The 24,869-nt window shown below is 54.1% G+C and carries 28 protein-coding genes; 22 read left to right on the top strand and 6 right to left on the bottom strand.

Annotated features, from left to right (window positions below):
• The first annotated feature begins 96 nt into the window (after positions 1 to 96).
• Positions 97 to 582 carry a nucleoside deaminase gene (locus tag BMX91_RS14150; RefSeq protein ID WP_092055629.1) on the top strand — a complete coding sequence of 162 codons (486 nt, stop codon included), beginning with the start codon at positions 97 to 99 and terminating at the stop codon, positions 580 to 582.
• Positions 583 to 873: 291 nt separating this feature from the next.
• Entirely contained in the window at positions 874 to 1,146 is a 273-nt protein-coding gene (locus BMX91_RS14145) for a hypothetical protein (protein ID WP_092055627.1), read from the top strand.
• A 46-nt stretch (positions 1,147 to 1,192) separates the two neighbouring features.
• Here BMX91_RS14145 and BMX91_RS14140 read toward each other — a convergent pair whose 3' ends face one another.
• Positions 1,193 to 1,846, bottom strand: a complete 654-nt coding sequence (locus BMX91_RS14140; RefSeq protein WP_177168412.1) for a LytR/AlgR family response regulator transcription factor — start codon at positions 1,844 to 1,846, stop codon at positions 1,193 to 1,195.
• 188 nt (positions 1,847 to 2,034) lie between these two features.
• Here BMX91_RS14140 and aceA point away from each other — a divergent pair, with 188 nt between their 5' ends.
• The 4 genes from aceA (at position 2,035) to BMX91_RS14125 (ending at position 5,646) form a co-directional block, all read left to right on the top strand.
• Positions 2,035 to 3,312, top strand: a complete 1,278-nt coding sequence (aceA, locus tag BMX91_RS14135; RefSeq protein ID WP_092055620.1) for an isocitrate lyase — start codon at positions 2,035 to 2,037, stop codon at positions 3,310 to 3,312.
• Between the two features lie 18 nt (positions 3,313 to 3,330).
• Complete coding sequence (aceB, locus tag BMX91_RS14130) at positions 3,331 to 4,941, top strand: malate synthase A (RefSeq protein WP_092055618.1); 1,611 nt, start codon at positions 3,331 to 3,333, stop codon at positions 4,939 to 4,941.
• 27 nt (positions 4,942 to 4,968) lie between these two features.
• Entirely contained in the window at positions 4,969 to 5,097 is a 129-nt protein-coding gene (locus BMX91_RS15860) for a hypothetical protein (protein WP_008300729.1), read from the top strand.
• Positions 5,098 to 5,214: 117 nt separating this feature from the next.
• The gene (locus tag BMX91_RS14125; protein WP_092055616.1) at positions 5,215 to 5,646 is read left to right on the top strand and encodes a hypothetical protein; all 432 of its coding nucleotides are present in this window, start codon (positions 5,215 to 5,217) and stop codon (positions 5,644 to 5,646) included.
• A gap of 62 nt (positions 5,647 to 5,708) precedes the next feature.
• Here BMX91_RS14125 and BMX91_RS14120 read toward each other — a convergent pair whose 3' ends face one another.
• Positions 5,709 to 6,098 carry an RDD family protein gene (locus BMX91_RS14120; protein ID WP_092055613.1) on the bottom strand — a complete coding sequence of 130 codons (390 nt, stop codon included), beginning with the start codon at positions 6,096 to 6,098 and terminating at the stop codon, positions 5,709 to 5,711.
• Positions 6,099 to 6,386: 288 nt separating this feature from the next.
• Complete coding sequence (gene yhfH, locus BMX91_RS14115) at positions 6,387 to 6,512, bottom strand: protein YhfH (protein WP_092055612.1); 126 nt, start codon at positions 6,510 to 6,512, stop codon at positions 6,387 to 6,389.
• Positions 6,513 to 6,724: 212 nt separating this feature from the next.
• On the opposite strand from yhfH, the gene BMX91_RS14110 reads away from it, so the two are divergent.
• The 11 genes from BMX91_RS14110 (at position 6,725) to BMX91_RS14070 (ending at position 17,889) form a co-directional block, all read left to right on the top strand.
• The gene (locus tag BMX91_RS14110) at positions 6,725 to 7,717 is read left to right on the top strand and encodes a lipoate--protein ligase (RefSeq protein ID WP_092055609.1); all 993 of its coding nucleotides are present in this window, start codon (positions 6,725 to 6,727) and stop codon (positions 7,715 to 7,717) included.
• Between the two features lie 131 nt (positions 7,718 to 7,848).
• Positions 7,849 to 8,553 (top strand): response regulator transcription factor, encoded by a 705-nt coding sequence (locus BMX91_RS14105; protein WP_092055606.1) that lies wholly within the window; start codon positions 7,849 to 7,851, stop codon positions 8,551 to 8,553.
• Entirely contained in the window at positions 8,550 to 9,578 is a 1,029-nt protein-coding gene (locus BMX91_RS14100; RefSeq protein WP_092055604.1) for a sensor histidine kinase, read from the top strand. The genes BMX91_RS14105 and BMX91_RS14100 overlap by 4 nt, the downstream gene beginning before the upstream one ends.
• A complete protein-coding gene (locus BMX91_RS14095; RefSeq protein ID WP_092055601.1) occupies positions 9,559 to 10,332 on the top strand; it encodes an ABC transporter ATP-binding protein in 774 nt (257 codons plus the stop codon). The genes BMX91_RS14100 and BMX91_RS14095 overlap by 20 nt, the downstream gene beginning before the upstream one ends.
• The gene (locus BMX91_RS14090) at positions 10,304 to 12,226 is read left to right on the top strand and encodes an FtsX-like permease family protein (RefSeq protein ID WP_092055599.1); all 1,923 of its coding nucleotides are present in this window, start codon (positions 10,304 to 10,306) and stop codon (positions 12,224 to 12,226) included. Before BMX91_RS14095 ends, BMX91_RS14090 begins: the two co-directional genes overlap by 29 nt.
• Before the next feature lie 162 nt (positions 12,227 to 12,388).
• Complete coding sequence (locus tag BMX91_RS14085; protein ID WP_092055597.1) at positions 12,389 to 13,948, top strand: fatty acid--CoA ligase family protein; 1,560 nt, start codon at positions 12,389 to 12,391, stop codon at positions 13,946 to 13,948.
• A gap of 42 nt (positions 13,949 to 13,990) precedes the next feature.
• Positions 13,991 to 14,143: a hypothetical protein gene (locus tag BMX91_RS15830; RefSeq protein ID WP_177168411.1), complete on the top strand. Its 153-nt coding sequence runs from the start codon at positions 13,991 to 13,993 to the stop codon at positions 14,141 to 14,143.
• Complete coding sequence (locus BMX91_RS15825; RefSeq protein ID WP_177168410.1) at positions 14,140 to 14,310, top strand: hypothetical protein; 171 nt, start codon at positions 14,140 to 14,142, stop codon at positions 14,308 to 14,310. Before BMX91_RS15830 ends, BMX91_RS15825 begins: the two co-directional genes overlap by 4 nt.
• A gap of 174 nt (positions 14,311 to 14,484) precedes the next feature.
• Positions 14,485 to 16,461, top strand: a complete 1,977-nt coding sequence (locus BMX91_RS14080) for a S9 family peptidase (RefSeq protein ID WP_092055594.1) — start codon at positions 14,485 to 14,487, stop codon at positions 16,459 to 16,461.
• A 16-nt stretch (positions 16,462 to 16,477) separates the two neighbouring features.
• Positions 16,478 to 17,026, top strand: coding sequence for a GNAT family N-acetyltransferase (locus BMX91_RS14075; protein WP_092055593.1), 549 nt, complete (start codon positions 16,478 to 16,480; stop codon positions 17,024 to 17,026).
• Positions 17,027 to 17,271: 245 nt separating this feature from the next.
• On the top strand, positions 17,272 to 17,889 hold the full coding sequence (locus tag BMX91_RS14070) for a LysE/ArgO family amino acid transporter (RefSeq protein WP_092055591.1): 618 nt from the start codon (positions 17,272 to 17,274) through the stop codon (positions 17,887 to 17,889).
• Between the two features lie 475 nt (positions 17,890 to 18,364).
• Here the strand turns inward: BMX91_RS14070 and BMX91_RS14060 are convergent, their stop codons facing one another.
• Genes BMX91_RS14060 through BMX91_RS14050 form a run of 3 tightly spaced genes read right to left on the bottom strand, consistent with a single transcriptional unit; the run spans position 18,365 to position 21,577 of the window.
• Positions 18,365 to 19,582, bottom strand: coding sequence for an ABC transporter permease (locus BMX91_RS14060; protein WP_092055587.1), 1,218 nt, complete (start codon positions 19,580 to 19,582; stop codon positions 18,365 to 18,367).
• On the bottom strand, positions 19,579 to 20,259 hold the full coding sequence (locus BMX91_RS14055) for an ABC transporter ATP-binding protein (protein WP_092055585.1): 681 nt from the start codon (positions 20,257 to 20,259) through the stop codon (positions 19,579 to 19,581). The genes BMX91_RS14060 and BMX91_RS14055 overlap by 4 nt, the downstream gene beginning before the upstream one ends.
• Position 20,260: 1 nt before the next feature.
• On the bottom strand, positions 20,261 to 21,577 hold the full coding sequence (locus BMX91_RS14050) for an efflux RND transporter periplasmic adaptor subunit (protein ID WP_143059394.1): 1,317 nt from the start codon (positions 21,575 to 21,577) through the stop codon (positions 20,261 to 20,263).
• A gap of 335 nt (positions 21,578 to 21,912) precedes the next feature.
• Here BMX91_RS14050 and BMX91_RS14045 point away from each other — a divergent pair, with 335 nt between their 5' ends.
• The 5 genes from BMX91_RS14045 (at position 21,913) to BMX91_RS14025 (ending at position 24,856) form a co-directional block, all read left to right on the top strand.
• Positions 21,913 to 22,515: a trimeric intracellular cation channel family protein gene (locus BMX91_RS14045; RefSeq protein WP_092055582.1), complete on the top strand. Its 603-nt coding sequence runs from the start codon at positions 21,913 to 21,915 to the stop codon at positions 22,513 to 22,515.
• Positions 22,516 to 22,913: 398 nt separating this feature from the next.
• A complete protein-coding gene (locus BMX91_RS14040; protein ID WP_245744464.1) occupies positions 22,914 to 23,528 on the top strand; it encodes a protein kinase in 615 nt (204 codons plus the stop codon).
• An 18-nt stretch (positions 23,529 to 23,546) separates the two neighbouring features.
• Entirely contained in the window at positions 23,547 to 24,332 is a 786-nt protein-coding gene (locus tag BMX91_RS14035; protein ID WP_092055580.1) for a class I SAM-dependent methyltransferase, read from the top strand.
• 12 nt (positions 24,333 to 24,344) lie between these two features.
• Positions 24,345 to 24,530: a hypothetical protein gene (locus tag BMX91_RS14030; protein ID WP_092055579.1), complete on the top strand. Its 186-nt coding sequence runs from the start codon at positions 24,345 to 24,347 to the stop codon at positions 24,528 to 24,530.
• Positions 24,531 to 24,595: 65 nt separating this feature from the next.
• On the top strand, positions 24,596 to 24,856 hold the full coding sequence (locus BMX91_RS14025; RefSeq protein ID WP_092055577.1) for an iron-sulfur cluster assembly accessory protein: 261 nt from the start codon (positions 24,596 to 24,598) through the stop codon (positions 24,854 to 24,856).
• Positions 24,857 to 24,869 lie beyond the last annotated feature (13 nt).

Genomic DNA, 24,869 nt, shown 5'->3' with positions numbered 1-24,869 from the left:
GATCGGGAACGGCTTTATGCCGTTCCCGATTTTTCGTTGGTCCCAAAACACTTTCTCTATTAAGATGGTCATGATAATAGATAGGAGGAGACTACGATGATTACTGAGGTGGATCTGAAACATTTGCGGCGCTGTGTGGAACTGGCGGAAATAGCGCTGGAAAAAGGGGACGAGCCATTCGGTTCTCTCCTTGTCTCGGCTGACGGGGAAGTGCTTGCCGAAGACCATAACCACGTGGCAGGGGGCGACCATACCCGGCACCCGGAATTCGCGCTGGCGCGCTGGGCGGCGCAAAACCTGACTCCTGAAGAAAGGGGAGGTGCGACCGTCTATACATCCGGTGAACACTGCCCGATGTGCGCCGCGGCACATGGCTGGGTAGGACTTGGCCGGATCGTCTATGCCTCTTCCTCGCAGCAGCTGTCAGAATGGCTCGGTGAATTGGGCGTCGCCCCTTCGCGTGTCCGGAACCTTTCCATACAGGAAGTGATCCGTGATGCCGAGGTGGACGGGCCGGTTCCGGAACTGGCGGAACAGGTTCGGGACTTCCATCGTAAGCTTCACAGTAAGGCTGGCAGGTGAAAAGGGGGCTTTTTGGCGATTAGGATGTTTTTAATTCAGGGTCGGCGGTTTCGTCATTCACGGTCGCAGTCTCGTCATTCAGGGCCTCAGTCTCGTCATTCGTGGCCTCAATTTCGTCATTCGCCCGGCCGGACTTATCGAATGACGAGATTAATGGGATGAATGACGAAATCAGACGGTCGAATGACGAAACCTAACCGATGAATGCGGGAACCGGCGGTATAATCCATTGCGGAGACTGGATGAACCCGCCTGTAGCAAGATATAACCCACCCATAAGGAGGCTGGTGGATGGAGCAGATGATGGGATTGCTGTTGGGTACCCTACAGCTATTTTTTCCGTTGATCGTCATGTCGGCTATCACATTTGTCTTGGGACTGATCTTGCGCTCCTGGTTATGGATGCTGGCTAGTGCGGTCCTGATTTATCCCGATGCCTGGTATCTCGGGGCGACTCCGGCCTTTCCGTGGGCGATCTATCTCCCGCTCATTCAGGTTTTCACGGCAATATGGATATACCTCTCAAATAAACGCAACATACGGTCTGCCCAGAAAACTAAATAACATGATGAACGCCGTTCCGTCTGCCACGGAACGGCATTTTTTTAATTCAGAATCCGAGAACTTTCCTGAGCGTGGGGGCGTGGGTCTGGCTGACGGGGATTTCCGATCCGTCCGATGTCGTGATGAGGAGTCCTGAGGTGAAGTCGTCTTTGCGGATGCGGCTGATGAAGTCCGTGTTGATGAGATAGGAGCGGTGCACCCGGAGGAAGGAGCCTGGCAGTTCCGCCTCCAATTGCTTCAGAGTACGGGCGGAGGCGAATTCTTCCCCGTCAGCGTAGAACCAGGTTTTCTTGTCGGCGCTTTCGATGTGAGTGATGCGGCTGACGGAGACCGGGACCCAGTCTTCGTCAGTTCGTCCGGTAAGGTATCGGATTGGTTCCGTTTTCTCTGTTTTCAATTCTTCGGGCAGGAGGACGATTACGGCACCCGGCAACGAATCAATTTCCACCGGATACCCGATTCCATAATAGGAAGAGTCCTGTTCAGGGAAGGACAGCCGCTCCTCGGCTCGCCGTCCCGTCTCCAACACCCGATGGGCGATGTCCCCCGGGATGACGGGATGGCCGGGGACAAGCGGAATGTCCAGGCCCCTCTCGTCCAGATGAATGTAATGCCCGTCTGCCGCCACGGCAAATGCCGCTTTTTCCGGAATCCATTCACAAGCAAACTGCGCCAACTGTTCTAACACACCGTTCTTCATCTGATCTCCTCCATTCATCGGCGAACCGCCCATGTTCATCAAAGAATTTCCCTCTTTAGTCAGAAAACCCAGACAAGAAAGATAGTTCTGTTATATAGTAAGTTACAACAAAGAACGCTGTTATGAAACAGTCTGAAAGAACTATTTTATAACAGCGTTAAAAAAACCCTCTGAAAGGTGTGTTTCGGATGACGACAAAACAGGCGGAAATCGAACAGATTGAAATGGGATGGCAGGATGAGCGGTGGAATGGAATCACACGGCCTTACACGGCGGAAGATGTGTACCGCCTCCGCGGCTCCGTCCAGATTGAACATACGCTCGCGAAGCGCGGAGCGGCACGGCTCTGGAAGTCCCTCCAGGAGGAACCGTTCATCAATGCGCTGGGCGCCCTCACCGGAAACCAGGCGATGCAACAGGTCAAGGCAGGGCTGCAGGCCATCTACCTGAGCGGCTGGCAGGTCGCGGCGGATGCCAACATCTCCGGTCATATGTACCCGGACCAGAGCCTCTACCCGGCCAACAGCGTGCCGCATGTCGTCAAGCGCATCAACCAGGCGCTCCAGCGGGCCGACCAGATTGACCGCGCGGAAGGCCGCGAAGGATTCGACTGGTTCGCACCGATCGTCGCGGATGCGGAAGCCGGATTCGGCGGACCGCTGAACGTCTTTGAACTGATGAAGGGCATGATCGAATCGGGCGCTGCAGGCGTCCACTTCGAAGACCAACTCGCATCCGAGAAAAAATGCGGCCACCTCGGCGGAAAGGTTCTCCTCCCGACGCAGAACGCGGTCAAAAACCTGATTTCCGCCCGTCTGGCGGCAGACGTCATGGGCGTCCCGACGATCATCATTGCCCGCACCGATGCGGATGCGGCGGACCTGATCACAAGTGACATCGACCCGGCGGACCACGAGTTCATCACCGGAGAGCGCACGCCGGAAGGCTTCTACCGCACACGCGCCGGCATCGACCAGGCGATCGCACGCGGTCTTGCCTACGCGCCGTATGCCGACCTGATCTGGTGCGAGACATCCAAACCGTCGCTTGAAGAAGCGAAACAGTTCGCCGATGCGATCCACGAGAATTTCCCGGGCAAGATGCTTGCATACAACTGCTCGCCTTCATTCAACTGGGAAGCGAACCTCGACAAGGAAACGATCGCCGAGTACCAGCGCGAAATCGCGAAGATGGGCTATAAGTTCCAGTTCGTCACGCTCGCCGGCTTCCACTCGCTGAACCACAGCATGTTCGAACTGGCAAATGCATACAAGGATGAGGGCATGGCAGCCTACTCCCGCCTCCAGCAGGCCGAGTTCGCCAGCGAGGAAAAAGGCTACACGGCGACACGCCACCAGCGCGAAGTCGGCACCGGCTACTTCGACGAAGTCTCGCAGGTCATCTCCGGCGGCCAGTCGTCCACAACCGCGATGGCCGGATCGACGGAAACTGCGCAGTTCGCATAAGGAAAGGAGCGGGTGCACATGACGACGAACGAAACGGCAAGGGAGCGGCAAGTCAATGTGACGGGCGGCCGGACGCCGTCCTCGGACGTGATCCTGACCGAAGACGCACTCCGATTCATCGGCGAGCTGCATGAGCGGTTCAACAATCGGCGGCTGGAGCTGCTGGAAAAGCGGATGGAGCGGCAGGCGAGGTTCGATGCGGGGGAGCAGCCGGACTTTCTTCCGGAGACGGAACAGATCAGGGAGGGCGATTGGGAAGTCGCCCCGATCCCTGACGACCTGAAGGACCGCCGGGTGGAAATCACCGGTCCGGTCGACAGGAAAATGGTCATCAACGCGCTGAATTCGGGCGCGAAAACCTTCATGGCATGCTTTGAGGACGCGACCTCCCCGACATGGGAAAACATGATCGAGGGCCAGAAGAATATGCATGATGCCGTGCGTCGGACGATTTCCTACACCCGTCCGTCCGACGGCAAGGAATATCGATTGAACGAGGAGACTGCGGTCCTGATCGTCCGGCCCCGCGGGTGGCATCTGGAAGAGCGCCATGTGACGGTCGGCGGGGAGCCGGTGTCCGGCAGTTTGTTCGACTTCGGGCTGTTCTTCTACCACAACGCGAAAGAACAGATTGCGTGCGGGACGGGGCCGTATTTCTACCTGCCGAAGGTGGAAAGCCATCTGGAGGCACGCCTCTGGAATGACGTCTTCACCTATGCGCAGGAGCGGCTCGGCATCCCGCACGGCACGATCCGGGCGACGGTCCTGATCGAAACGATCCTCGCCGCGTTCGAGATGGATGAGATCCTCTACGAACTGCGCGACCACGCGGCAGGACTGAATTGCGGACGCTGGGACTACATCTTCAGCTTCCTGAAGCGGTTCCGGAACCAGGACGATGTGCTGCTTCCGGACCGGGGGCAGGTAACGATGACCGCGCCGTTCATGAGGGCCTACACCCAACTTTGCATCAAGACATGTCACCGGCGTGGCGCAATGGCTATCGGCGGCATGGCGGCCCAGATTCCGGTCAAGGGAGACGAAGAAGCCAATGCTGATGCGTTCCGAAAAGTTGCCGAAGACAAGCGGCGCGAGGCGACCGACGGCCATGATGGCACGTGGGTCGCGCATCCCGGACTGGTTCCGGTCGCGATGAAGGAATTCGATGCCGTCATCGGCGACGGGCAAAACCAGGTGGAACGGAAACGGGAAGACGTCCAGGTGACCGGCCAGGATCTTCTGAAGGTGCCGGACGGGACCATCACGGAAGGCGGCATCCGGACGAACATCAACGTCGGCATCCGCTACATTGCAGCCTGGCTGTGCGGCAGCGGAGCGGTCCCGATCAATAATCTGATGGAAGACGCCGCGACGGCGGAAATCTCCCGATCGCAGATCTGGCAGTGGATCCGCCACCCGGAAGCCCGCCTGGATGACGGCAGGGAAATCACGGAAAGCCTGTTCCGGCAGCTGCTACAGGAGGAACTGTGGAAAATCCGGAAATCGGAAGGCTCGGAGCGGTTTACAGAAGGCCGTTTCCAGGAAGCCGCAGACCTGTTCAAGGAACTCACGGAAAACGATGACTTTGAAGAATTCCTGACCGTGCCGGGCTACGGCCGGCTGGCATAACCCCAAACCCATAAGGAGGAGATCTGAATGATGAAAAACCAGCAGAAGATCGAAAAGTCCCGGAAGATCTGTGTCGAGTGCGGTTGTGAAATCGTTGAGAAAGTCGAGTCCCTCCATCATGAATGCGAACGCTGCGTCGGGAAATCAGAGCAGTAAGGGTAATAAAGGGGGAGCCGTCATCTTGGATGACGGCTCCTTTTGGTTCCAACGTAAAGGAAATCCTGCATATGACCAGAATGATTGATTATATGCTTGAGTGAAGGAGGCAATATGATGGAGGTTCTGCAGGCCTGGCAGCCCGTCACTTACTTGAAAGGAAGAAGTCTTGCGGACTTGGGTTTTTTTGAAGTACTCGCCCATTTTGATTACCTGAAACTTTCGGTCAGTGATTTGGCAGAGACAAAAGTCGATGTCATTTACGATCAGTTTGTTTCACCAGTCGAGTATTACGTTTGGTCTTATCGGTTCTCAACCGAATACGGCCGGTTTGATCTGCTCAGCAAGGAAGAAGACTTGTCCACCGTGAAAGATGAAAACTCGCTGTATTTCTATAAAGTCCTGAACTCGGAATACTTAAAATGGTTCGATCACAATCCGCTCATTAACAGAAAGACGCACCCGAAACTGGAACATCATCTGTACATGAACGGTGATCAGGTCTTTGAGGTCTTGTCTGAATACGAACCGAGATTCATCAGAATGTAACAACCTCAAGTGGAACTGCCCATGATCAGTCATGGGGCGTCCGCTTGAGGTTGTTTTTATGTTTATTGTTCCTTCACAACCGTTCCAGAAATCCGGTCGTGAGGGAGGAGCGCTCCGTCCTGCGCCTCGAAGGCTTCACGGTCTTTTATGTAGTCGAATGTGCTGATGGTGTCCCGGTAGGCCATGCGCTTCACAATCTGGCCGGGTGTCGGTTCGGTGCCGTCCGTGTTTTCAATGGCCAGTCCCATCGTTTTGTAGCCGATCGTCCGTCCGCTGTTGCGCAACTGTGCATATTCCAGCGCCCACATGACAGCAGTAGGGGTGACGAGTGCGTGAAAGGCCTCGCTTTTGATTTTCTTCCTTAGGACATATTCGACACCTGCAGTTGCGGCGGTTGATACGGCCAAGTCAATCAGGTAGGCCTTGAATCGTTTCTTGGTGATTGGTTTCACAGTACTTCCTCCAATTCGGGTCTTGTATGTATGGAATACGGAATAACAGATTGATTGGTTTCACTTAGTAAAACGTGATACAGGGAAAAGGTGAAATCTATCAATCCGTTCTATCGGAGAATTTTACTGTTTCGTCTCCAATTATCCTCTTTCATCGGAATTTAGCGGGACAGGCTGTACTGATACAAAAGAATTCTATCTGTACTATAAAAGCGCTTACATATCTGTTTTGAAACAGAAAAAACGCCCCGGACAGATAATCCGGGGCGCCGTTAAGGTCGGCATTTGTTATTCGCAGTTGCACTTGTCGCACTTATTGCTGTAGCACTCATGTTGTTCCTCGATTTGTTCACCACAGTCAGTACACATTTTCGGAGGCAGGTTCTTGAAGAATTCAACGACACTTTCCATCATTCCGCATTCTCCTCTCGAAGAAGTTTTATTAGTCAACTTCTGTTGTTGTACACAGTGTATTATAACAGAGCAGAGGGTGTCAATGGTTTTCACCTAATTTTACAAATATTTTTTCAGATTGGTTCCGGTCCCTTTCGGACAGCCTAATAGCGGGAGCGTTTCGGGGGTGTGTGATAAACTGGACAAAGGAAAATGACAGGAGGTCCACAAGCATGAAATTCATCGACAACAAGGGCAACCACGACCCGTACATCAACCTCGCGATCGAGGAATATATCCTGAACACGTTTGATACGGACAAGGATTCTTATCTGCTGTTCTACATTAACGGCCCGTCCATTATCGTCGGCCGCAACCAGAACACCATCGAAGAGATCGACGCGGGCTACGTGGACAAAAATGGCATCAAGGTTGTTCGCCGGCTGTCCGGCGGCGGAGCGGTATACCACGATCTTGGCAACCTGAACTACAGCTTCATCACGAAGGATGACGGAGAGAGCTTCCGTAATTTCAAGAAATTCACGCAGCCGGTCGTAGATGCGCTCAACAGCCTCGGCGTTAAAGCCGAGTTGCAGGGACGCAACGACCTTCTCGTCGAAGGGCGCAAGATTTCCGGCAATGCCCAGTTTTCCACACAGGGCCGGATGTACAGCCACGGCACGCTTATGTTCGATACGGACATCGGCGAAGTCGTGAACGCGCTCAAAGTGAAAAAGGACAAGATCGAATCGAAGGGCATCAAGTCCATTCGCTCGCGTGTCGCGAACATCTCCGAGTTCCTCGAGGAGCCGATGAATATCGAAGAGTTCCGCCAGTATATCCTCGAGCAGATCTTTGGCGGCAAGGACAAAATCGAGTACGTTGAGCTCACGGAAGACGATTGGGAAAACATCAGGAAGCTGTCCGAGAAGCGCTACGGTAACTGGGACTGGAACTACGGCAAGTCACCGAAGTTCAACATGTCTCACTCAAAACGCTTCCCGGTCGGCGGCATCGATGTAAAACTCGATGTAAACAAAGGCAAAATCGAAGACGCGGCTATCTTCGGCGACTTCTTCGGGGTCGGCGAAGTGGCCGAGATCGAAGATGCACTGAAAGGCGCGCCATACAGCACCGAAGGCATCGAGCAGGCGATCGAGGGCATCAACATCGAAAAGCTGCTTGGCGGCATCACGAAAGAAGATTTCATCGATCTGATCTACTGATCAGACGCAGCCTATACAAAGGGGACCCGACAGACGCCGGGTCCCTTTTCTGCTATCATAAAAGCAGAGAAAATCACGGATTCCGGCCGTATTTACCCGACGGAACCGAAATTGGAAAAGAGGGAAAGACCGTGGAACAACATCGGATCCTCATCATCGAAGACGACCGGAAGATCGCCTCGCTGCTTGCCGAGACGCTCCGGAAATACCATTACAATGTGCGGGCGGCAGATGACTTCGACCGGATTTTGGAGGCGGAGTCCGAGTTCTCCCCGCACCTCATCCTGCTTGATATCAACCTGCCGTCTTATGACGGCTATTACTGGTGCCGCCAGCTGCGCCAGCGGACGACCGTGCCGATTTTGTTTATCTCGGCACGTTCCGGCGAGATGGATCAGGTGTTTGCGCTGGAAAACGGCGGGGATGACTTTATTACGAAACCGTTCAACTACGAGATTGTCCTGGCGAAGATCAGAAGCCATCTGCGTCGGTCATTTGGAGAATACGCGCCGAAAATGGAAGAGCGGACAATCCGTCTCGGCCGTCTGGAGCTGTATCCGGAGCGGATGGAACTGCATGCGCACGGAGAGGAGATCCCGCTCCAGAAAAAAGAGTGCGTCATCCTGGAATTGCTCCTATCCGAGTCGCCGAAGGTCGTGTCACGAGAACGGTTCCTCGAGGAGCTGTGGGATGACCAGGCATTCGTCGATGAAAACACACTAAACGTCAATATGACCCGTGTTCGCAAAAAGCTTGCCGACTACGGCATCCAATCTCAAATTGAAACAGTACGCGGCGCGGGCTACCGGTTTATCGCCGCGCCGGAGGAAGCATGAAGGCGGTCCGCCTGTTTATCCGGGAGCACGCGGCCTACCTCGTGTTCCATGTGCTGCTGACGGTATTCATCCTGTCGCTGTACTGGCTGGACGGCTTCCGGAATGTGGACACTGCCGTGTATTCGGTCGTGATGGTCCTCATCCTGACCACGCTTTTCCTGGCGGTACGCTTTATCGGCCGCAGGGGGTACTACAACCGGATCCTGAGGCACCCGGCCAAGATGGAGGACCTCCTCATGCGGACCTCGAAATCCCCGGAAACTACCGAAGCCGAGCGTTTCGGCCATGAAGTGTACGGCATCTACCAGAAGGAAGTGCAGGCGCTGCGTTCGGAAAATGAGCGCCATGAGACGTTCATGAACCAGTGGGTGCACCAGATGAAGACGCCGCTGTCGGTCATCTCGCTGTTGCTGCAGGAAGAGGAAGTGGACCGCGAAGCGATCGGGGAAGAGGCTGACAGGATCCGGCGCGGCCTCGAGACCGTCCTGTTGAATGCAAGGCTTGGCACTTTCGAGCGGGACATGCAGATTGCCCGTGCGGATCTTGCATCCCTGGTCCGTGAAGTGATTTCCGAACACAAAAAGCTGTTCATCACCAACCGGGTCTACCCGGCTTCTTCGATTGAAGAGGGCCTCACCGTCACGACCGATCCGAAGTGGATGAAGACGATCATCGCCCAGTTCATCACGAATGCCGTGAAATACACGCGAGGTGAAGGCAAGCACGTCTACTTCAGCGCGGACCGGACAGAAGACGGCATCCGGCTGACCGTCCGGGACGAGGGGATCGGCATCCCGGCATCTGATATGAAACGTGTCACCCATGCGTTCTTCACAGGGGAAAATGGCCGGCTAACCGGTGAGTCCACCGGAATGGGGCTCTTTATCGCGAAGGAAGTGTGCGACCAGCTCGGCCACGGCCTGGAGATCGAGTCGGAGCCAGGGGAGGGTACGGCAGTGTCCGTCCTCTTCCGGGAGAAGAAGGAAGAAGGAAAGGAAGAGTCACATGCCGATCGTCAGCATTGAAGACGTCATCAAAATCTATGAGGGGAAAGTGACCCACCGGGCGCTTGACCGCCTCAGCTTTGACGTGGAGGAAGGGGAGTTTCTTGCCGTCATGGGCCCTTCCGGAAGCGGCAAGACGACGCTTCTGAACCTGATTTCCGGCATCGATATGCCGACATCGGGAAAAGTGCTCATCAAAGGGACCGATCCGTCGGCGCTCCGGCCGGATGACCTGGCCCGTTTCCGCCGCCGCGAGCTCGGTTTCGTCTTTCAGGACTTCAACCTGCTCAGGATGCTGACGGTCGAGGAAAACATTGTGCTTCCGCTGACACTTGACCGGTTGCCCGTCTCGGAGATGGACGCTCGGGTCAAGGCGATCACGGCACGGCTCGGACTGGAAGGCATCCTGCACAAACGTCCGGATGAAATTTCGGGCGGGCAGGAACAGCGTGTCGCGATCGCGCGCGCCCTCGTCCACCGGCCGTCGATCGTGCTGGCCGACGAACCGACGGGGAATCTTGACTCGAACGCAGCGCGCGAAGTGCTGGACCTGCTCGGGACGATCAACCGGGAAAACAGGACGACGTTCATCATGGTGACCCATGACCCGATCGCCGCCAGCTACTGCGACCGTGTCCTCTTTATCAAGGACGGCGCCTACTACAATGAAATCCACAAGGACGACCGCCGCAGGACGTTCTTCCAGCGCATCCTGAACATGCTGTCGCTTCTGGGAGGCAACGTCGATGACCTTTCGTCAGTTCGCCTACCGTAACGTCATCCGGAACCGCCGCGTCTATGCGGCGTTTTTCCTGGCCAGTGTGTTTTCGGTCATGGTGTTTTTCCTTTACTCGATGCTGATGTTCCACCCGGGCATCGGGGAGCGGTTCATCACCGGCATCACGCTGATTGGGATGACGACGGCGGACATCATCCTTTATGTATTCATGCTGTTTTTCCTGTTTTATTCGATGCGGGCGTTTATGCAGGCGCGCTCGGGTGAATTCGCCCTGCTCCTCCAGATCGGCATGGAGCGGCGCCAGCTCGGAAAGCTGCTGCTTCTGGAAATGCTGCTGCTCGGTGCCGCGTCGACCGCGAGCGGCATCGTGCTCGGCTTCGCGTTCTCGAAGTACTTTTTCATGATCGTCCGGGAACTGCTCCAGCTGCCGACCCTGCCGCTTTATGTATCATGGGAGCCGTTCCTCATGACTGCGGGTGCATTCTTCAGCCTGTTCCTTATGATCGGATTGCTGTCCGCCTATATCGTCGCCAACCGGGACATTTCGGAATTCAGGAAAGGGATCGGCGGGGAAGCGGATCCGTTCGGCTACTCACCGGGGAGAGCCGCTGCCGGCATTCTCCTGTTGCTGTCGTCCTACGGAGCGGCGCTTCTGGCTGGACGGGTAAATGTCCTGTACCTATCGGTGCTGCTGCCGCCCGCGGCTACTCTCGGGACGTATTATTTCTTCTCGCACTCGATCCTGTACCTGCTCGACCTGTTCAGGGACCAGAAAAGCCTGTACTGGAAACGGACACGTCTCGTGTCGCTCGCTGAGACCGCGGCCAAACTCCGCGACAACGCAAACATGTTCTTTATCGTCGCAATCGTCTCAACCGTCGCTTTCCTTTCTGTCGGGACGCTTGCGAGCCTTGCCACGTACACCGCCCAGTATCGTGCGCTGAACCCGCTTGGCCTTGTTTATGAGAGCTATCCGGGCAACCCGCATGAGTATGAACATGTGACGGGGCTAATGGAGGAACTGGAAAACGCGGGCCTTAAGTACACCCACGTGCCGCTTACTGTCGCCAGGGAGGAATCTTCTTTCTCCGGGCAACCCATCAATATTCTTCGCGAGGGTGAAGTAAACCGGCTCGCGGAAGCACTTGGCGCAGGGCCGGTTAGCCTGAGGCCGGGCGAAGCCGTTTTCCTGCCGTATTCTACGGAAGCCGCCCCGAGACTACAGGATGCGGATATCCGGACAGAGCTCGAGGAAAGCGGTGTCGAGGTCCATGTAAGCGGCGTAGTCGGTGGCCTCCTGCTGCCGGCCTACAGCCTCGGGACAAATTCGGTGGTTGTCAGCGAGACCGACTTTGTGAAAGTCGCCTCCGCACAGCCCGATCAGCTTCTCCGGTTCCACGCTTTCGACATCCCCGACTGGGAGGAGACTGTCGGGATCGGGCTGTCGATCGAGCAGGAGATGATCCTGTCCGAAATTGAAGAAGAAGAGGCGCTTCCGTATTACTTCAAGAATCCAGGCCTCGACTATTCGATTATCCGCTCGACGTTCCACCTTTTGCTTTTGACCGGCCTGATGGTGGCCATGGTCTTCATGCTGGCCGCGGGCAGCTTCATCTACTTTAAGCTCTACACGATGCTCGACCGCGACCGGCGCCAGGCGGCCGTCCTGAAGCGGCTCGGCATGACAGAGCGCGAGTTCATCAAAATCGTCAACCGCCAGCTGGTCCCGCAATTCTTCCTGCCGTGGGGCATTGCGATGCTGCACAGTACTTTCGCCTTTATTTCCCTGCAGGCGATCTGGAAGGAATTCGCCGATATCTCGATCCTGAATGAGATGGCCCTTGTTCTCGTCGGCTTCACGGTGATCCAGCTGCTGTATTTCTTTCTGATCCGCTGGCGCTATCTGGCGCATGTGAAAGGACCGACTTGAGCGGTCCTTTTTTCATGGAAGAGAGCGGATCATTGACTGCCGGGAAAAGGAGTGCCATGTTAAATTTCCTATTTGGCTGTTGTCCGCTTTATATTATTCCTCTATAATGGTAATCGGGGATAGTGAATGACTATTCATTCAATTCGAACAAGGGGGATGGCTATGAATCTTGTGAAGCGCGTACATCATACGGCGCTCGAGGAACCACAGAAGATTGCCTATCATTTCATGGGGAAAGACACAACTTACGCAGAGTTCGATCAGACCGTCGGGCTTCTGGCGGCCGGTCTGCAGAAAAGCGGCATCGGCAAGGGGGATCATGTCGTCTTCCTGCTTGGAAACACGCCGCACTTCCTGGTTTCGCTGTATGCCACCATGCGCATCGGCGCAACGGCGGTACCGGTGAATCCGATCTACTCACCGGAGGAAATCGCGTTCATCGTCCGCAACAGTGACGCCAAGGCGGTCATTGCACTGGACAAGCTGCTGCCGCTGATCCAGCAGGCATCGGCAGCGTTCCCGGCGGTGGAAAGTTATGTGATCTGTGAAACAGAACCGGGATTAGAGGAGAAGATCGCTTCTCTGCCGGAAGACGTCCGCGGTAAAGTGAAACCGTTTACACACGTGGTCGCTTCGGGCGGTGCTCCTGCGGAAGCAGTTGAAGTGGATGACGATGATACAGCGGTCATCTTGTACACTTCGGGCACGACAGGGAATCCCAAGGGTGCGATGCTCACGCACAAGAACCTGTATTCCAATGCGCGTGACGTTGCCGATTATCTCCAGTTCAGCCCGGATGACCGCGTCGTTGCGACACTGCCGGTGTTCCATGTGTTCGCTCTGACAGTCGTGGTAAACGCGCCACTCCTGCGGGGTGCGCAGATCCTGCTGGTGCCGAAGTTTAGCCCGGCAGACGTGTTCCGTGTCATCCGTGAAAAGGAAGCTACGATATTCGCCGGCGTGCCGACGATGTACAACTTCCTTTATCAGTATCCGGAGGGCAACCCGGAAGACTTCAAGTCGGTCAAGCGCGCCATCTCAGGCGGCTCGTCCCTTCCTGTCGCGCTGCTTCACAACTTCGAGGACAAGTTCAATGTCCGCATCTCGGAAGGATATGGCCTAAGCGAAGCGGCCCCGGTCACTTGCTTCAACCCGCTTGACCGCGAGCGCGTGCCTGGCTCGATCGGCACGAACATCATCAACGTCGAGAACAAGGTAGTTAATGAGTTTGGTGAGGAAGTGCCAGACGGAGAAGTGGGCGAACTTATCGTCCGCGGTCCGAACGTCATGAAAGGCTATTATAAGATGCCGGAAGAGACCGCAGTCGCGCTCCGTAACGGCTGGCTCTACACGGGCGACCTCGCCCGCCGCGACGAAAATGGCTATTTCTACATTGTCGACCGCAAAAAGGACCTCGTTATCGTCGGCGGCTATAACGTCTATCCGCGTGAAGTGGAAGAAGTGCTCTACGCGCATCCGGACGTGGTCGAAGCCGCGGTTGTCGGCGTTCCGGACTCCAATTATGGCGAGGCCATCCAAGCCTATGTGGTGAAGAAGGACGGATCCGCCCTGACGGAAGCAGACCTGAAAGCCTTCAGCGCAGAAAAACTTGCGAAATACAAAATCCCGGCATCCATCGAATTCCTCGATGACCTGCCGAAAAACACGACCGGCAAAATCCTCCGGCGCTCGCTGAAGGACATGGCGGTCAATAGTAAGTGATTTGTAGCCCGCGCTTGTCGCGGGCATTTTGTTTGTGCGGGGATGAATCAGGTCGCGAAAGTGACGCAAGTGACCGTGAAAGTGACGATTCATGGCGCGAAAGTGACGATTCAAGCTCCGAAAGTGACGAAAGCGGTGCTGAAAGTGACGAATGATTCCTGGGTTTGCATATCTGATAATGAGGTGCTGTCTTGAAGTATCTTGAAGAAACGATCTTGATCGTGTCCGCTGCATGGATGCTGATCTATTTCTTTTACCCAACAGATTCTCAGCTGTTGCAGCTGGCATTCTGGGCCATCCCGTTTGCCTTGATCTACACGGCGATCCTCATGATCGTCGTAAAGCGGAAACGCGGAACGTGAACGTTTAACTGCAGTATGTTAACGTTTCTCGCTGGTATGTTAACGTCTCACGCCAGTATGTTAACGTCTCAATGAACTATATCAACGTTTCACCCGCAATTATAGAAGAATATTGTTCCGCAAGTCGAAATAGTTTAGACTTATCAGTAGGTTTTGTTAAAGGGGGAGTTACTGATGAGCAAGAAGAACATTACGGCTGAATCGCTGTTTGACCTTTATTCCGTAGCGAATCCAAATCTGGCGCCAACTGGCGACAGAGCGGTGTTCGTTCGGACGCATATGGACAAGGAAGAAAACAAGTATATTTCGAATCTGTTCCATGTGAATCTGGCATCCGGAGACGTGACGCAGTGGACATACGGCAAGAACCGGGTGAGCAGTCCGGAGTGGTCCGCTGACGGCAGCAAGATCGCCTTCCTGTCCGACCGTGACGGCAAGAATCAGCTTTACGTGCTGAGCGCAGCAGGCGGAGAAGCGGAGCGGGTGACCGACTTTGCGAACGGGGTATCGGCATTTGCCTGGTCGCCGTGCGGCAAGAAATTGTGGGTGAACGGAGCGGTCAAGAAAGACAAGTCGTTCATGGACAAGGAAGAGGAGAAAAAGGACAAGAAGCCGGAGCCGGTCGTCATCGAGAAGATGAAGTACAAGGCGGACGGGCTCGGTCTCCTTCCTCAAGATATGTTCCGCCAGATCGGTGTCGTGGACCTTGAATCGGGAGACGTGACAGCGTTCACGGAAGGCGACCATCAATACGGCCTGAACACGGTGTCCCCTGACGGCAAGAAGGTCGTCTTCAGCGTCAACCGTGCGGAAAACCAGGACTTCGAATTCCGCGGCGCGCTTTATCTCGCAGATGCAGAAACGAGGGAAGAGACGACAATCATCGACCAGGACGGCTACTATGGCGGTGCGACGTTCTCGCCGGACGGCAAGAAAATCGCCTTTATCGGTGCAGATCGCAGGCTGGAAAACGCGACGCATACAGATATGTATGTCTATGATGTGGCGTCCGGTTCACTTACTGTCCTGACAGAATCGCTTGACGCGCCGGTCGGCGACCTTGTCGCGGCCGACTTCCAGCAGGGCACCGAAAAGCCTGCGGCAGTCTGGACGGGGAACGAGGCGCTTTACTTCCAGGTGTCCGTGATGGGCGATGTCCGCCTGTATTACGCGACACTTGAAGGGGAGCTTTATCCGGCAACTCCTGAAAATGAGCATGTCTACGGCTATGACGTCACAAAAGACGGCAAAACGGCACTCCTTACGGCAAGTAACCCTGTTCACCCAGGCGAGCTATACGTGCAGGAAATCACAACCGGAGAACGCAAGGCGCTCACCGCATTCAATGAAAAGTTCATCGAAGAACACGAGATTGCCAAGCCGGAACCGATCGTCTTCAAAGGTCCTAAAGATTGGGACGTCCACGGCTGGATCATGAAGCCGGCCGGGTTCGAGGAAGGGAAGAAGTACCCGCTAATCACGGAGATCCACGGCGGGCCGCATACCATGTATGCCAACACGTTCTTCCACGAATTCCAGGTGCTCGCGTCAAAAGGATATGGCGTACTGTTCGTCAACCCGCGCGGCAGCCATGGCTACAGCCAGGAATTCGTAGACGCGGTACGCCGCGACTACGGAAACGGCGACTATCTGGACATCATGGCTGGTGTCGATTACGCCATCGAAAACAACGGTTGGATCGATACCGAGCGTCTTGGCATCACGGGCGGCAGCTACGGCGGATTCATGACAAACTGGATTGTCGGCCACACCGACCGGTTCAAGGCGGCTGTCACCCAGCGCTCGATCTCGAACTGGATCAGTTTCTTCGGTGTCTCCGACATCGGTTACTACTTCAGCGAATGGCAGCACGGCGCGGTCATGGATGATGTCGAAGGACTCTGGGACATCTCGCCGCTCAAGTACGCGGCCAACGTCAATACGCCGCTCCTCATTCTCCACAGCGAAAAGGACTTCCGTTGCCCGATTGAGCAGGCGGAGCAGCTGTTCATCACGCTGAAGCATATGGGCAAGGAGACGGTCTTCGTCCGCTTCCCGGAAGCCGACCATAACCTGTCGCGCACCGGCAAGCCAAACCTGCGCATCGAGCGCCTGGATCAGATCACCGGATGGTTCGAGAAGTACCTGTAAGAAAGGGAAGAATCAATTGACCTACACCGAAAACGGCACGACGATCCGCCCGGTCAAAGAAACGGATCTCCGCCGCATGTGGGAACTCAGCTTCCGGGACGAAAATCCGGAATGGAAAAAGTGGGACGCGCCTTATTATCCCCACGAGACGATGGAGTGGGAAGCGTTCTATGAGAAGAAAGACAAGCTCGTCGACCAGGACGATTACTGGCTGATCGAGCACGAAAGCACAATTGTCGGCATGGTCGGCTACTACTGGGAACATAAGCCATCACTCTGGCTTGAGATGGGCATCGCCATCTACGACCCGGCATACTGGAACGGGGGGATCGGCACGACCGCCTTCAAGCTGTGGCGGGACCACCTGTTCAACACGATGCCGCTCGTCCGGACGGGGTACACCACCTGGTCCGGCAACGAGCGCATGATCCGGGCCGGCGAGAAGCTTGGCTTCAAGATGGAAGCCCGCATCCGCAAAGTCCGCTACTGGAACGGGACGTACTACGACTCCATCCGGATGGGGATGCTGCGGGAAGAGTGGGAAGAATTAAAAGAGAATCAGTAATAAACGAAGCCGGCGGACCCATCTGGGATCAGCCGGCTTCGTTCTGTTTTTGGACCAGGCTACCAGGCAAGCGCACATAGAAACCTCAGAAGCGCGCATAGAACTCGGCCAAGCGCGCATAGGAATCTATGCGCGCTTCATTTGGCAAGTATCCCAATCACTCTCTAATATAGTTTCACCAATCAGCGGAAGACCCCAATTGGAATTTTGCTATGATAGAAAGAAAAGAATTTGGGGGACGCAAGATGGCGACCGCGTTAGTTCATGGAATTGTTCTTGCCTTAGGGCTGATCCTTCCGCTCGGCGTACAAAATGTTTTTATATTTAATCAGGGAGCGACCCACCGCAGGTTTTCGCGTGCTTTGCCTGCCGTAGTGACCGCCGGCATCTGTGACATGCTGCTCATCCTGCTGGCAGTCATGGGTGTTTCCCTGATCGTCTTCAGCTTTGCCTGGCTTAAGAACCTGATTTTCCTCGTCGGCTTCTTTTTCATGGTGTATATGGGCTGGTCGATTTTCAAAAGTGCTCCCGGAAACGGAGAGGGCAAGCGGGAGGCGCTTTCGGCCAAGCAGCAGGTCCTTTTTGCCGCTTCGGTCTCCCTGCTGAATCCCCACGCCATCCTCGACCTGATCGGTGTCATCGGGCCGAGCTCTCTGGCCTACGAAGGGGACAGGCTTGTCGTGTTCACGGCAGCATGCATCAGCGTATCGTTTCTCTGGTTCTTCGGCCTGGCTCTGACCGGCCGGATGATTGGAAGACTGGACACCGGCGGGCAGATTCTCAGACGGTTCAACCAGATTTCCGGTCTGATCATCTGGGGAATTGCCGTCTATTTGGGGCTTCAGCTTGTTGAAGGTCTATAAATACAGTTCTATCCTTAAGGCCCAGGAGTCCTGCAGTTGAATGTTTCAATCAAAAAAGAAACCTCATAATAATGGGTTCCCTTAACCTTCATAACGAATAAAATTGGAGATTTTGAACCAGTGAGATTGTAACGATTACTGTAGATAACGAACCGGCAGACATTAGAGTAATCATTTTTTGTTTGTTTCTCTCTTTCGAAGATTTACCGAGTTCTTGGGATAAAGCAACCCACAATACAATAGAAACGATGGAAATCAAACTTATAAACATACTCGGTACCTCCTGAAATTTGTTTTTTCTAAGTCGTGTCATGGATGATTCTTACAACTGTTCTATACGAATTAGAGATATTAAAGTTTCAACTAATCAGTATTCTTGGGTTGTCAGGAATAAGAAAACTGCAGACAAAGGAGTCATTCACTCGTTTTGTCTGCAGTCTGAGGCAGCGCATCACATGCGCTGCCTCTTTCCTCGTCATTCATACCTCAACGCATCAATCGGGCTCAGTTTCGAAGCTTTGTTGGCCGGCAGGATGCCGAACACAATCCCGATCATTGAAGAGAAGAGGATTCCAACAATGACGACGACGGGATTGATGATCGGGGTGAACGGCAGGAACACTGCGGCTACCGCGGTTACGAGTGCCGCAAAACCGATCCCGATCAATCCTCCGAGTGAAGTCAGCGTTACCGATTCGATCAGAAACTGCCGGAGGATCTGGCCTCGCGTTGCGCCGAGTGCCTTTCGCAGGCCGATTTCCCTTGTACGCTCTGTGACGGAGACGAGCATGATGTTCATGACCCCGATGCCGCCGACGAGAAGGGAGATGCCGGCGATGCTGCTGATGAACAGGGTGATGGTCATGTAAAAACTATCGAATTCCTCGACGTAGGCACTCATGTCCTCGGCGACATACATACCTTCTTCGCTGCCGGTGAGTTCAGTCAGCTTCTCGGCAGCAGCAAAGCCTGTTTCCGTCAGATTGTCGGGCTGGTCTGCAATCACGTTGATCGTATCGATCTCCGGACTCCCGAACATCATGGAAATGAGCGTGCGGGGCATCAGCATCTGGCCGTTCGAGAATTCATCCATGTGCCTGAATTCAGGGGGCAGTGTGGACTCGTACACCCCGACCACTTTATACGGATTGTCGTTGATGTCGATGATCGCACCGACCGCTTCTTCGTCAGCTGCGAACATGTTCTCCCTTGTAAGGGAATCAATCATCGCAACGCGTGAGTAGCTGTCATTGTCTCGGGTATTCAGGCGGCGCCCTTCAAGCAGTGTAAGATCTTTGGCGATAAAGTACTGGTTGTCGACACCGATGATTTCCATGTCGGCAGTGTGTTCGTTATGGTTCATCGTTCCCCAGCCGCTGTTTGTGCCGAGAACGTATTTCACGCCGGCTACTTCTTTCACCGCATCGAGCTGTTCGCCGGTCACTGCCGGGGGCTCGACCCACATCATTTCCCCGTTTTCCTCGTACGTGGTCTGTTCAAAGTAGAGGGGGATGGCATTTTCGTCCGTGCTGAACAGGTCATCCGCCATCTGCTGGCGGGCGCCGTCGCCGATCGCAACGACGATGATGACGGCGCTGACACCAATGATAATGCCGAGCATCGTCAGGATGGAACGGATTTTATGGTTCCAGATGGAGGACAGGGCGAGTGCAAAACTTTCCCGAACGTTCATGAGGTCACCTTCCTGTCATCCACGATCAATCCGTCACGCAAGACGATGATGCGGTCCGTGCAGGCCGCGATTTCTTCCTCATGGGTGACGATGATGACCGTCTTGCCTTCGCGGTTCAGTTCGGTGAGCAGTTCCATGATTTGCGCGCCGGTCTTTGAATCAAGCGCGCCTGTCGGCTCATCCGCCAAAATGACGGTGGGCTGATTGACCAGGGCGCGGGCGATGGCGACACGCTGTTTCTGGCCGCCGGACAGTTCGCTCGGGAGATGTCCCGTCCTTTCTTTCAGGCCGACTTTCTCCAACAGTCCCAGGGCGCGTTCGGAGCGCTCTTTTTTCGAAACGCCTGCGTAGAGCAGGGGCGTTTCTACATTCTTTTGGGCGTTTAGGCGGGGAAGCAGGAAAAACTGTTGGAACACAAAGCCGATATGCCGGTTGCGCAGGCCAGCCAACTGTTTTTCATTGGCCTGTTTCACGTCTTCGCCGTTGAGGGAGTACGTGCCGCCGGTCTGCTTGTCGAGGAAGCCGATGATGTTCATCAGCGTTGATTTTCCGGAACCGGACGGCCCCATGATGGCCACAAATTCGCCGTCCCCGATTTCCAGGTCTATGCCGCGGAGAACCGGAACTGCAAGACTGCCGCTCCCGTACGTTTTTGTAATCTGAGAAAGCCTAATCATGTTAGGCCTCCTCCGAAACGTCTGCTTCCGGCTCCGTTTCTTCAGGGGCGTCCCCGCCATCTGCCGGCTCTGCTTCCGTTTCGGTTTCATCCATCATTTCCGGCTCTTCCATGCCTTCATCCATATTCACGAAATCCGGAACTTCCTGGCCAGGTTCGAGATTTTTCATCATGATGACGTAAGGGTTGGTGACGACCAGGTCACCGGGTTCCAGGCCTTCCGCCACGCCGGCAAACTCATCATTCATCTCCCCGAGCACCACGGGGCGCTTTTCAAGAAGATTATCGGCATTGATCACATAAACAAATTCATTGCCTTCCTCGTCCATATCCAGCGCCATATGAGGGATGGCCAATTGTTCGCTCTGTTCAAGGTCGGAGACATTGATCTCCAGTGATACATGGAAACCTTGTCGCAGATCCTTCGTATCACCGGCAATGGCAACCGTAAACGGGTACATCGTCACATTGCCGCCTCCTCCGTATTCATCCATTCCGCCCTGGTCACCTTCGGGGAACTGGGAAACGGATTCGATGGTGCCATCCCATGTCTGGTCTTTAAACACTTTTGGCCGGATGACGACAGCTTGTCCTGACTTGACTTTTACCGTGTCAAACTCGCTCATTGTTCCGATTACTTTGAACGGACCACTCGAAATGATGTGGACGGCCGGCTCTGTGGATCCGTTTTCGGACGGTTCCACATTTTTATTGACCTTCACAACGGTGCCGGCGATCTTACTTTTGACGGTCAGTTTTTCTTTCTGTATGGCGAGCTCATCAATCGTCTGCTGAGCAGAGCTGACTTCATCTTTAATGCCTTCGATATCCAATTCAAGCTGGACGATTTCCTTGGATGCGGCATTCAGTTCTTCTTTCGTGACATCCGGATTTTTCTTCATATCCGTCCGGAGTTTGCGCGCTGCCGTCAATTCGTCATTCGCGATGGCGAGGCGCTTTTTCGTCAGGTCGCGCGAACGGACGGCTTTGTTGTATTCACTGTTTACAACAGAGTCGTCATATGAAAACAGCGGGGTGTCCGCTTCGACAGCCTGGTTTTCCTCAACGAAAAACTCTTTCACTTCACCGTTTTCGGCTTCATGGAACACTTTTTGCTCGTCGCTCGGGATGATCTGCCCCGTGACGAGAATGCTCTCACCCAGCTCCTGCATGGCGGCAGGCTGTACCATGACCGGTTCGTCAAGCTCTTCAGATGCACCGGCAAGGAACAGACGGTCCTTGAAGACAAATGCCGCTGTCCCCAGCAACAAGACAGCGAGAACAACAATGCCTGTCCAAATCATTACCTTCTTCTTCATGTTTCCCCCTCCATAAATGCTCAGGCACATTGTTTTTTTGTGCGCCTTTTATTTTCGCCGTCATCCACTTAGGAAGCTGGATTTTCGGCATGAAAAAAGCGCTCCGTCCGTCATTGGTTGAACAGTCAATACAATCTCGAAAAACGGAATGAGCACATTTACTGATGATTATACAATATTTTCCGGAAAACAAACCATATAAATCGACTCAAATTGATAAGAATTTGATATAATCGATAGTTTTATTGATTTGACTCGTTCCGAATGGTCCTTCCTCCATCTATAATGGAGGTTCATTCAGGATGTTTTGTTCAAAGGAAGGAAGGGTTCCTAAAATGACTTGGGACGTACTGAACATCATCGGCACCCTCGCCTTTGCCGTCAGTGGAGCCATCGTCGCGATGGAAGAGGACTTTGATATCTTCGGTGTCATGATTCTGGGTTTCACGACGGCATTCGGGGGCGGGACAATCCGCAACCTTCTCATCGGAATTCCGGTGGAGGACATTTGGGCACAGGGCAATCTGTTCATCCTGGCTTTCACCGCCATCCTTATCGTGTTTCTTTTTCCAACCCACTGGTGGATCCGCTATTGGAACCGTTGGGGCATCTTTTTCGATGCGATCGGCCTTGCCGCTTTTGCGATCCAGGGTGCCCTGATGGCCGTCTATTCAGGCGCAACGCTCATTGGGGCCATTGTGGCCGCGACTCTTACGGGAGCGGGCGGAGGAATGATCCGGGACGTGTTCGCGGGAAGAAAGCCGATGATATTCCGGGATGAAATCTATGCACTCTGGGCGGCACTCGGCGGCCTTGCTATTGGCGTCGGCCTGATTGAGGGCGCCTGGATGACCGGGGCCCTGCTCGTGTCGATCGTGCTGCTCCGGATGTTGTCCGTGCAATACAGATGGCAGCTGCCGAAAAGCTCTCTGACATAAAAGTCGGGAACGGCGGATGGGAAAGCCCACCCGCCGGCTGAGTATGTGGAAATCGATGAATACCTGGCTAGTATCAAGTTGTATGAAGACATCGCGAGAAGATTCTTGGCTAACTGACCAAAGCCCCTTTCTGCAATGGCGGGAAGGGTTATTTTTTTAGGAAGGTCTTTTTGTTCATCCATTTAAGCGGCCTTCGGTGTGTTTAAGCAAAGAATGACATTAGAATCATGAAGCAGTACCAGAAGTCATCCTTCTATAGGGAACCTTAATCCCTTTCTCCCATTAATAACTCATGTTGAAGGATTTTCCTTTTTAACTTTAGAATAGGATATAGCAAAGAGTTCGGAGATTTCTCCAAAAGTTTATCATCTTTTTGTGTTATAGGATGGGATGAATTGATGAATGAAAAGGCAGAACCGCTAGAGAACCTGATCAGGAATTGGCGTACATACTGCACAGAAGAAAACTTTATCGGCATTGGCTCGTCCAGAAAGGTATACAAAGTTGGAGAAAGGGTCATCAAGGTTCATCTGCACCCGATCGGCAAACTACAATCCCAAAATGAAATGGCCATCTATAACGAGATAGAAGCTAAAGGGCTCGCTCCGCTTTTTGCGGCCGTTCATTTTGTTGACGAGCGGATATCGATCCAATCCTATTACCGACCTATCTTGCGCAGAGACAACCAGTCATTTGAGATTGATGGGGATAAAGATGCGATCTGGATTCCGGATCGATATGAGGATGCTTTACTTGAGTTGGATCGGGAGTTCGATTGCTTCGACTTAAAAGACAGTGACAACTATGGACTCAACGATCAAGGCAAGCTGGTTTTTATTGATTACGGGATGAGTAAATCACTCTACGAAAATATGTGGGTTCCGCTAGCGGAAGCAGGTGTTCTCCCACAGATCGAGTTTGATATTTGCAACGGCTGCGGTGAGAAAAAGGAGCTTCGGATGTACGGAGAAGAGGATCAGGATAAACGATGTTATTCATGCGGGAAGGAATAGGATGAAGGAGGCCATTCAATGAAAGCAGACTTCGGAAAAGTGGCAAAGGGCTATGCGCTCTACCGGAATGACCTGAAGGTTGATTTGTTTGAAACTCTGAAGGTGAGGGGCATAACTTTCCAGGGACGGTCGGTTGCAGACCTCGGGTCAGGCACCGGTGTTCTCACACGGATGCTTGTGGAGCAGGGGGCAGAGGTGACGGGCATCGATCCCTCAGCCGAACTGATCCGTGAAGCCCAACTCATCGACTCGGAACTTGGGGAGACCATCCGCTATGTGAACCGGTACGCGGAAGATACCGACCTGCCCGGACAATCTTTTGATGCCGTCACCGCTCTGCGCGCGTGGCACTGGTTTGACGGGGAGACCGTACTGAAAGAGGTGAAGAGAATCCTCAAGCCGGGCGGGGATCTTCTCATCATGGACTCCGGATTTGTCACTGCCGACCCGATCGTGCAAGAAACGATGGGCCTCCTGAAAAAAGCGATACCCGGCCGGATCAAACCCGCCGGAAGAAAGGCTGGCTCCGGACAATCCATCAACAGCTTCCCGGTGGAGTGGTTTGCCGAATGGCAGGCGCACGGATTTGAGCTTAAAGAATTGTACAACGAGGACTACGCGGTGGATTTCACCTTGGATACGTGGTGCGAGCGAATCAAGACACTCTCGTGGATGCTGCATCTGGAAGAGTCTGAACGGGACGGGATCATGGACAGCCTGAAGCCTCAACTGATCCGGCTGTTCGGGGACCGGACCTATGAAATTGGGCATAAGCTCCATGTGGTTTTGCTGAAGAATGTCTGAGGAGGAGCCTAAATGATTAAAAATAGCTTGGGCTACGGGCTTTTCCTCTTCGCAAGTCTGACACTATGCCAGTTTATTTTTAATCGGGAAGTTGAATGGGGCATGGTGGTCGCCATAAGTATCCTGGCCGGCCTATTCAATCTCTTGTGGGATTGGTCCAAGGTGCCTTACGACTGGAAAAAGCGGAGTGGAGATTGAGCGTCATCCGCACAGGCGATGGTATACTTGTGTTGACAACTGTTTGACCGGAGGAGCGGAAGCACGTGTTCATTACTGATGGAGCCAAAAAACTTTTGGATGAATATCTGGCGGCGCACGGCTTGGGTGGATTGCGGCTGACAGTGGAAACGGGCGAGTTCGGCCCCCAGTTCGCCATCACCTTCGACGAGCCGCAGGAGTTCGATGTCGTGCAGGAAATCAAAGGGATCCGCGTGGCGATCGATGCGCAACTGAGCGATACGGACCTTCTGACGCTGGATGTCGAGGGGACTCCGGAAGGCCGGGGCCTGGTGCTGCGGAGCTGACGGCAAAAAAGCA

It is taken from the genome of Bhargavaea ginsengi, from assembly GCF_900109165.1.
Lineage (GTDB): Bacteria > Bacillota > Bacilli > Bacillales_A > Planococcaceae > Bhargavaea > Bhargavaea ginsengi.
This window is presented reverse-complemented; position numbering and strand designations above follow the sequence as displayed.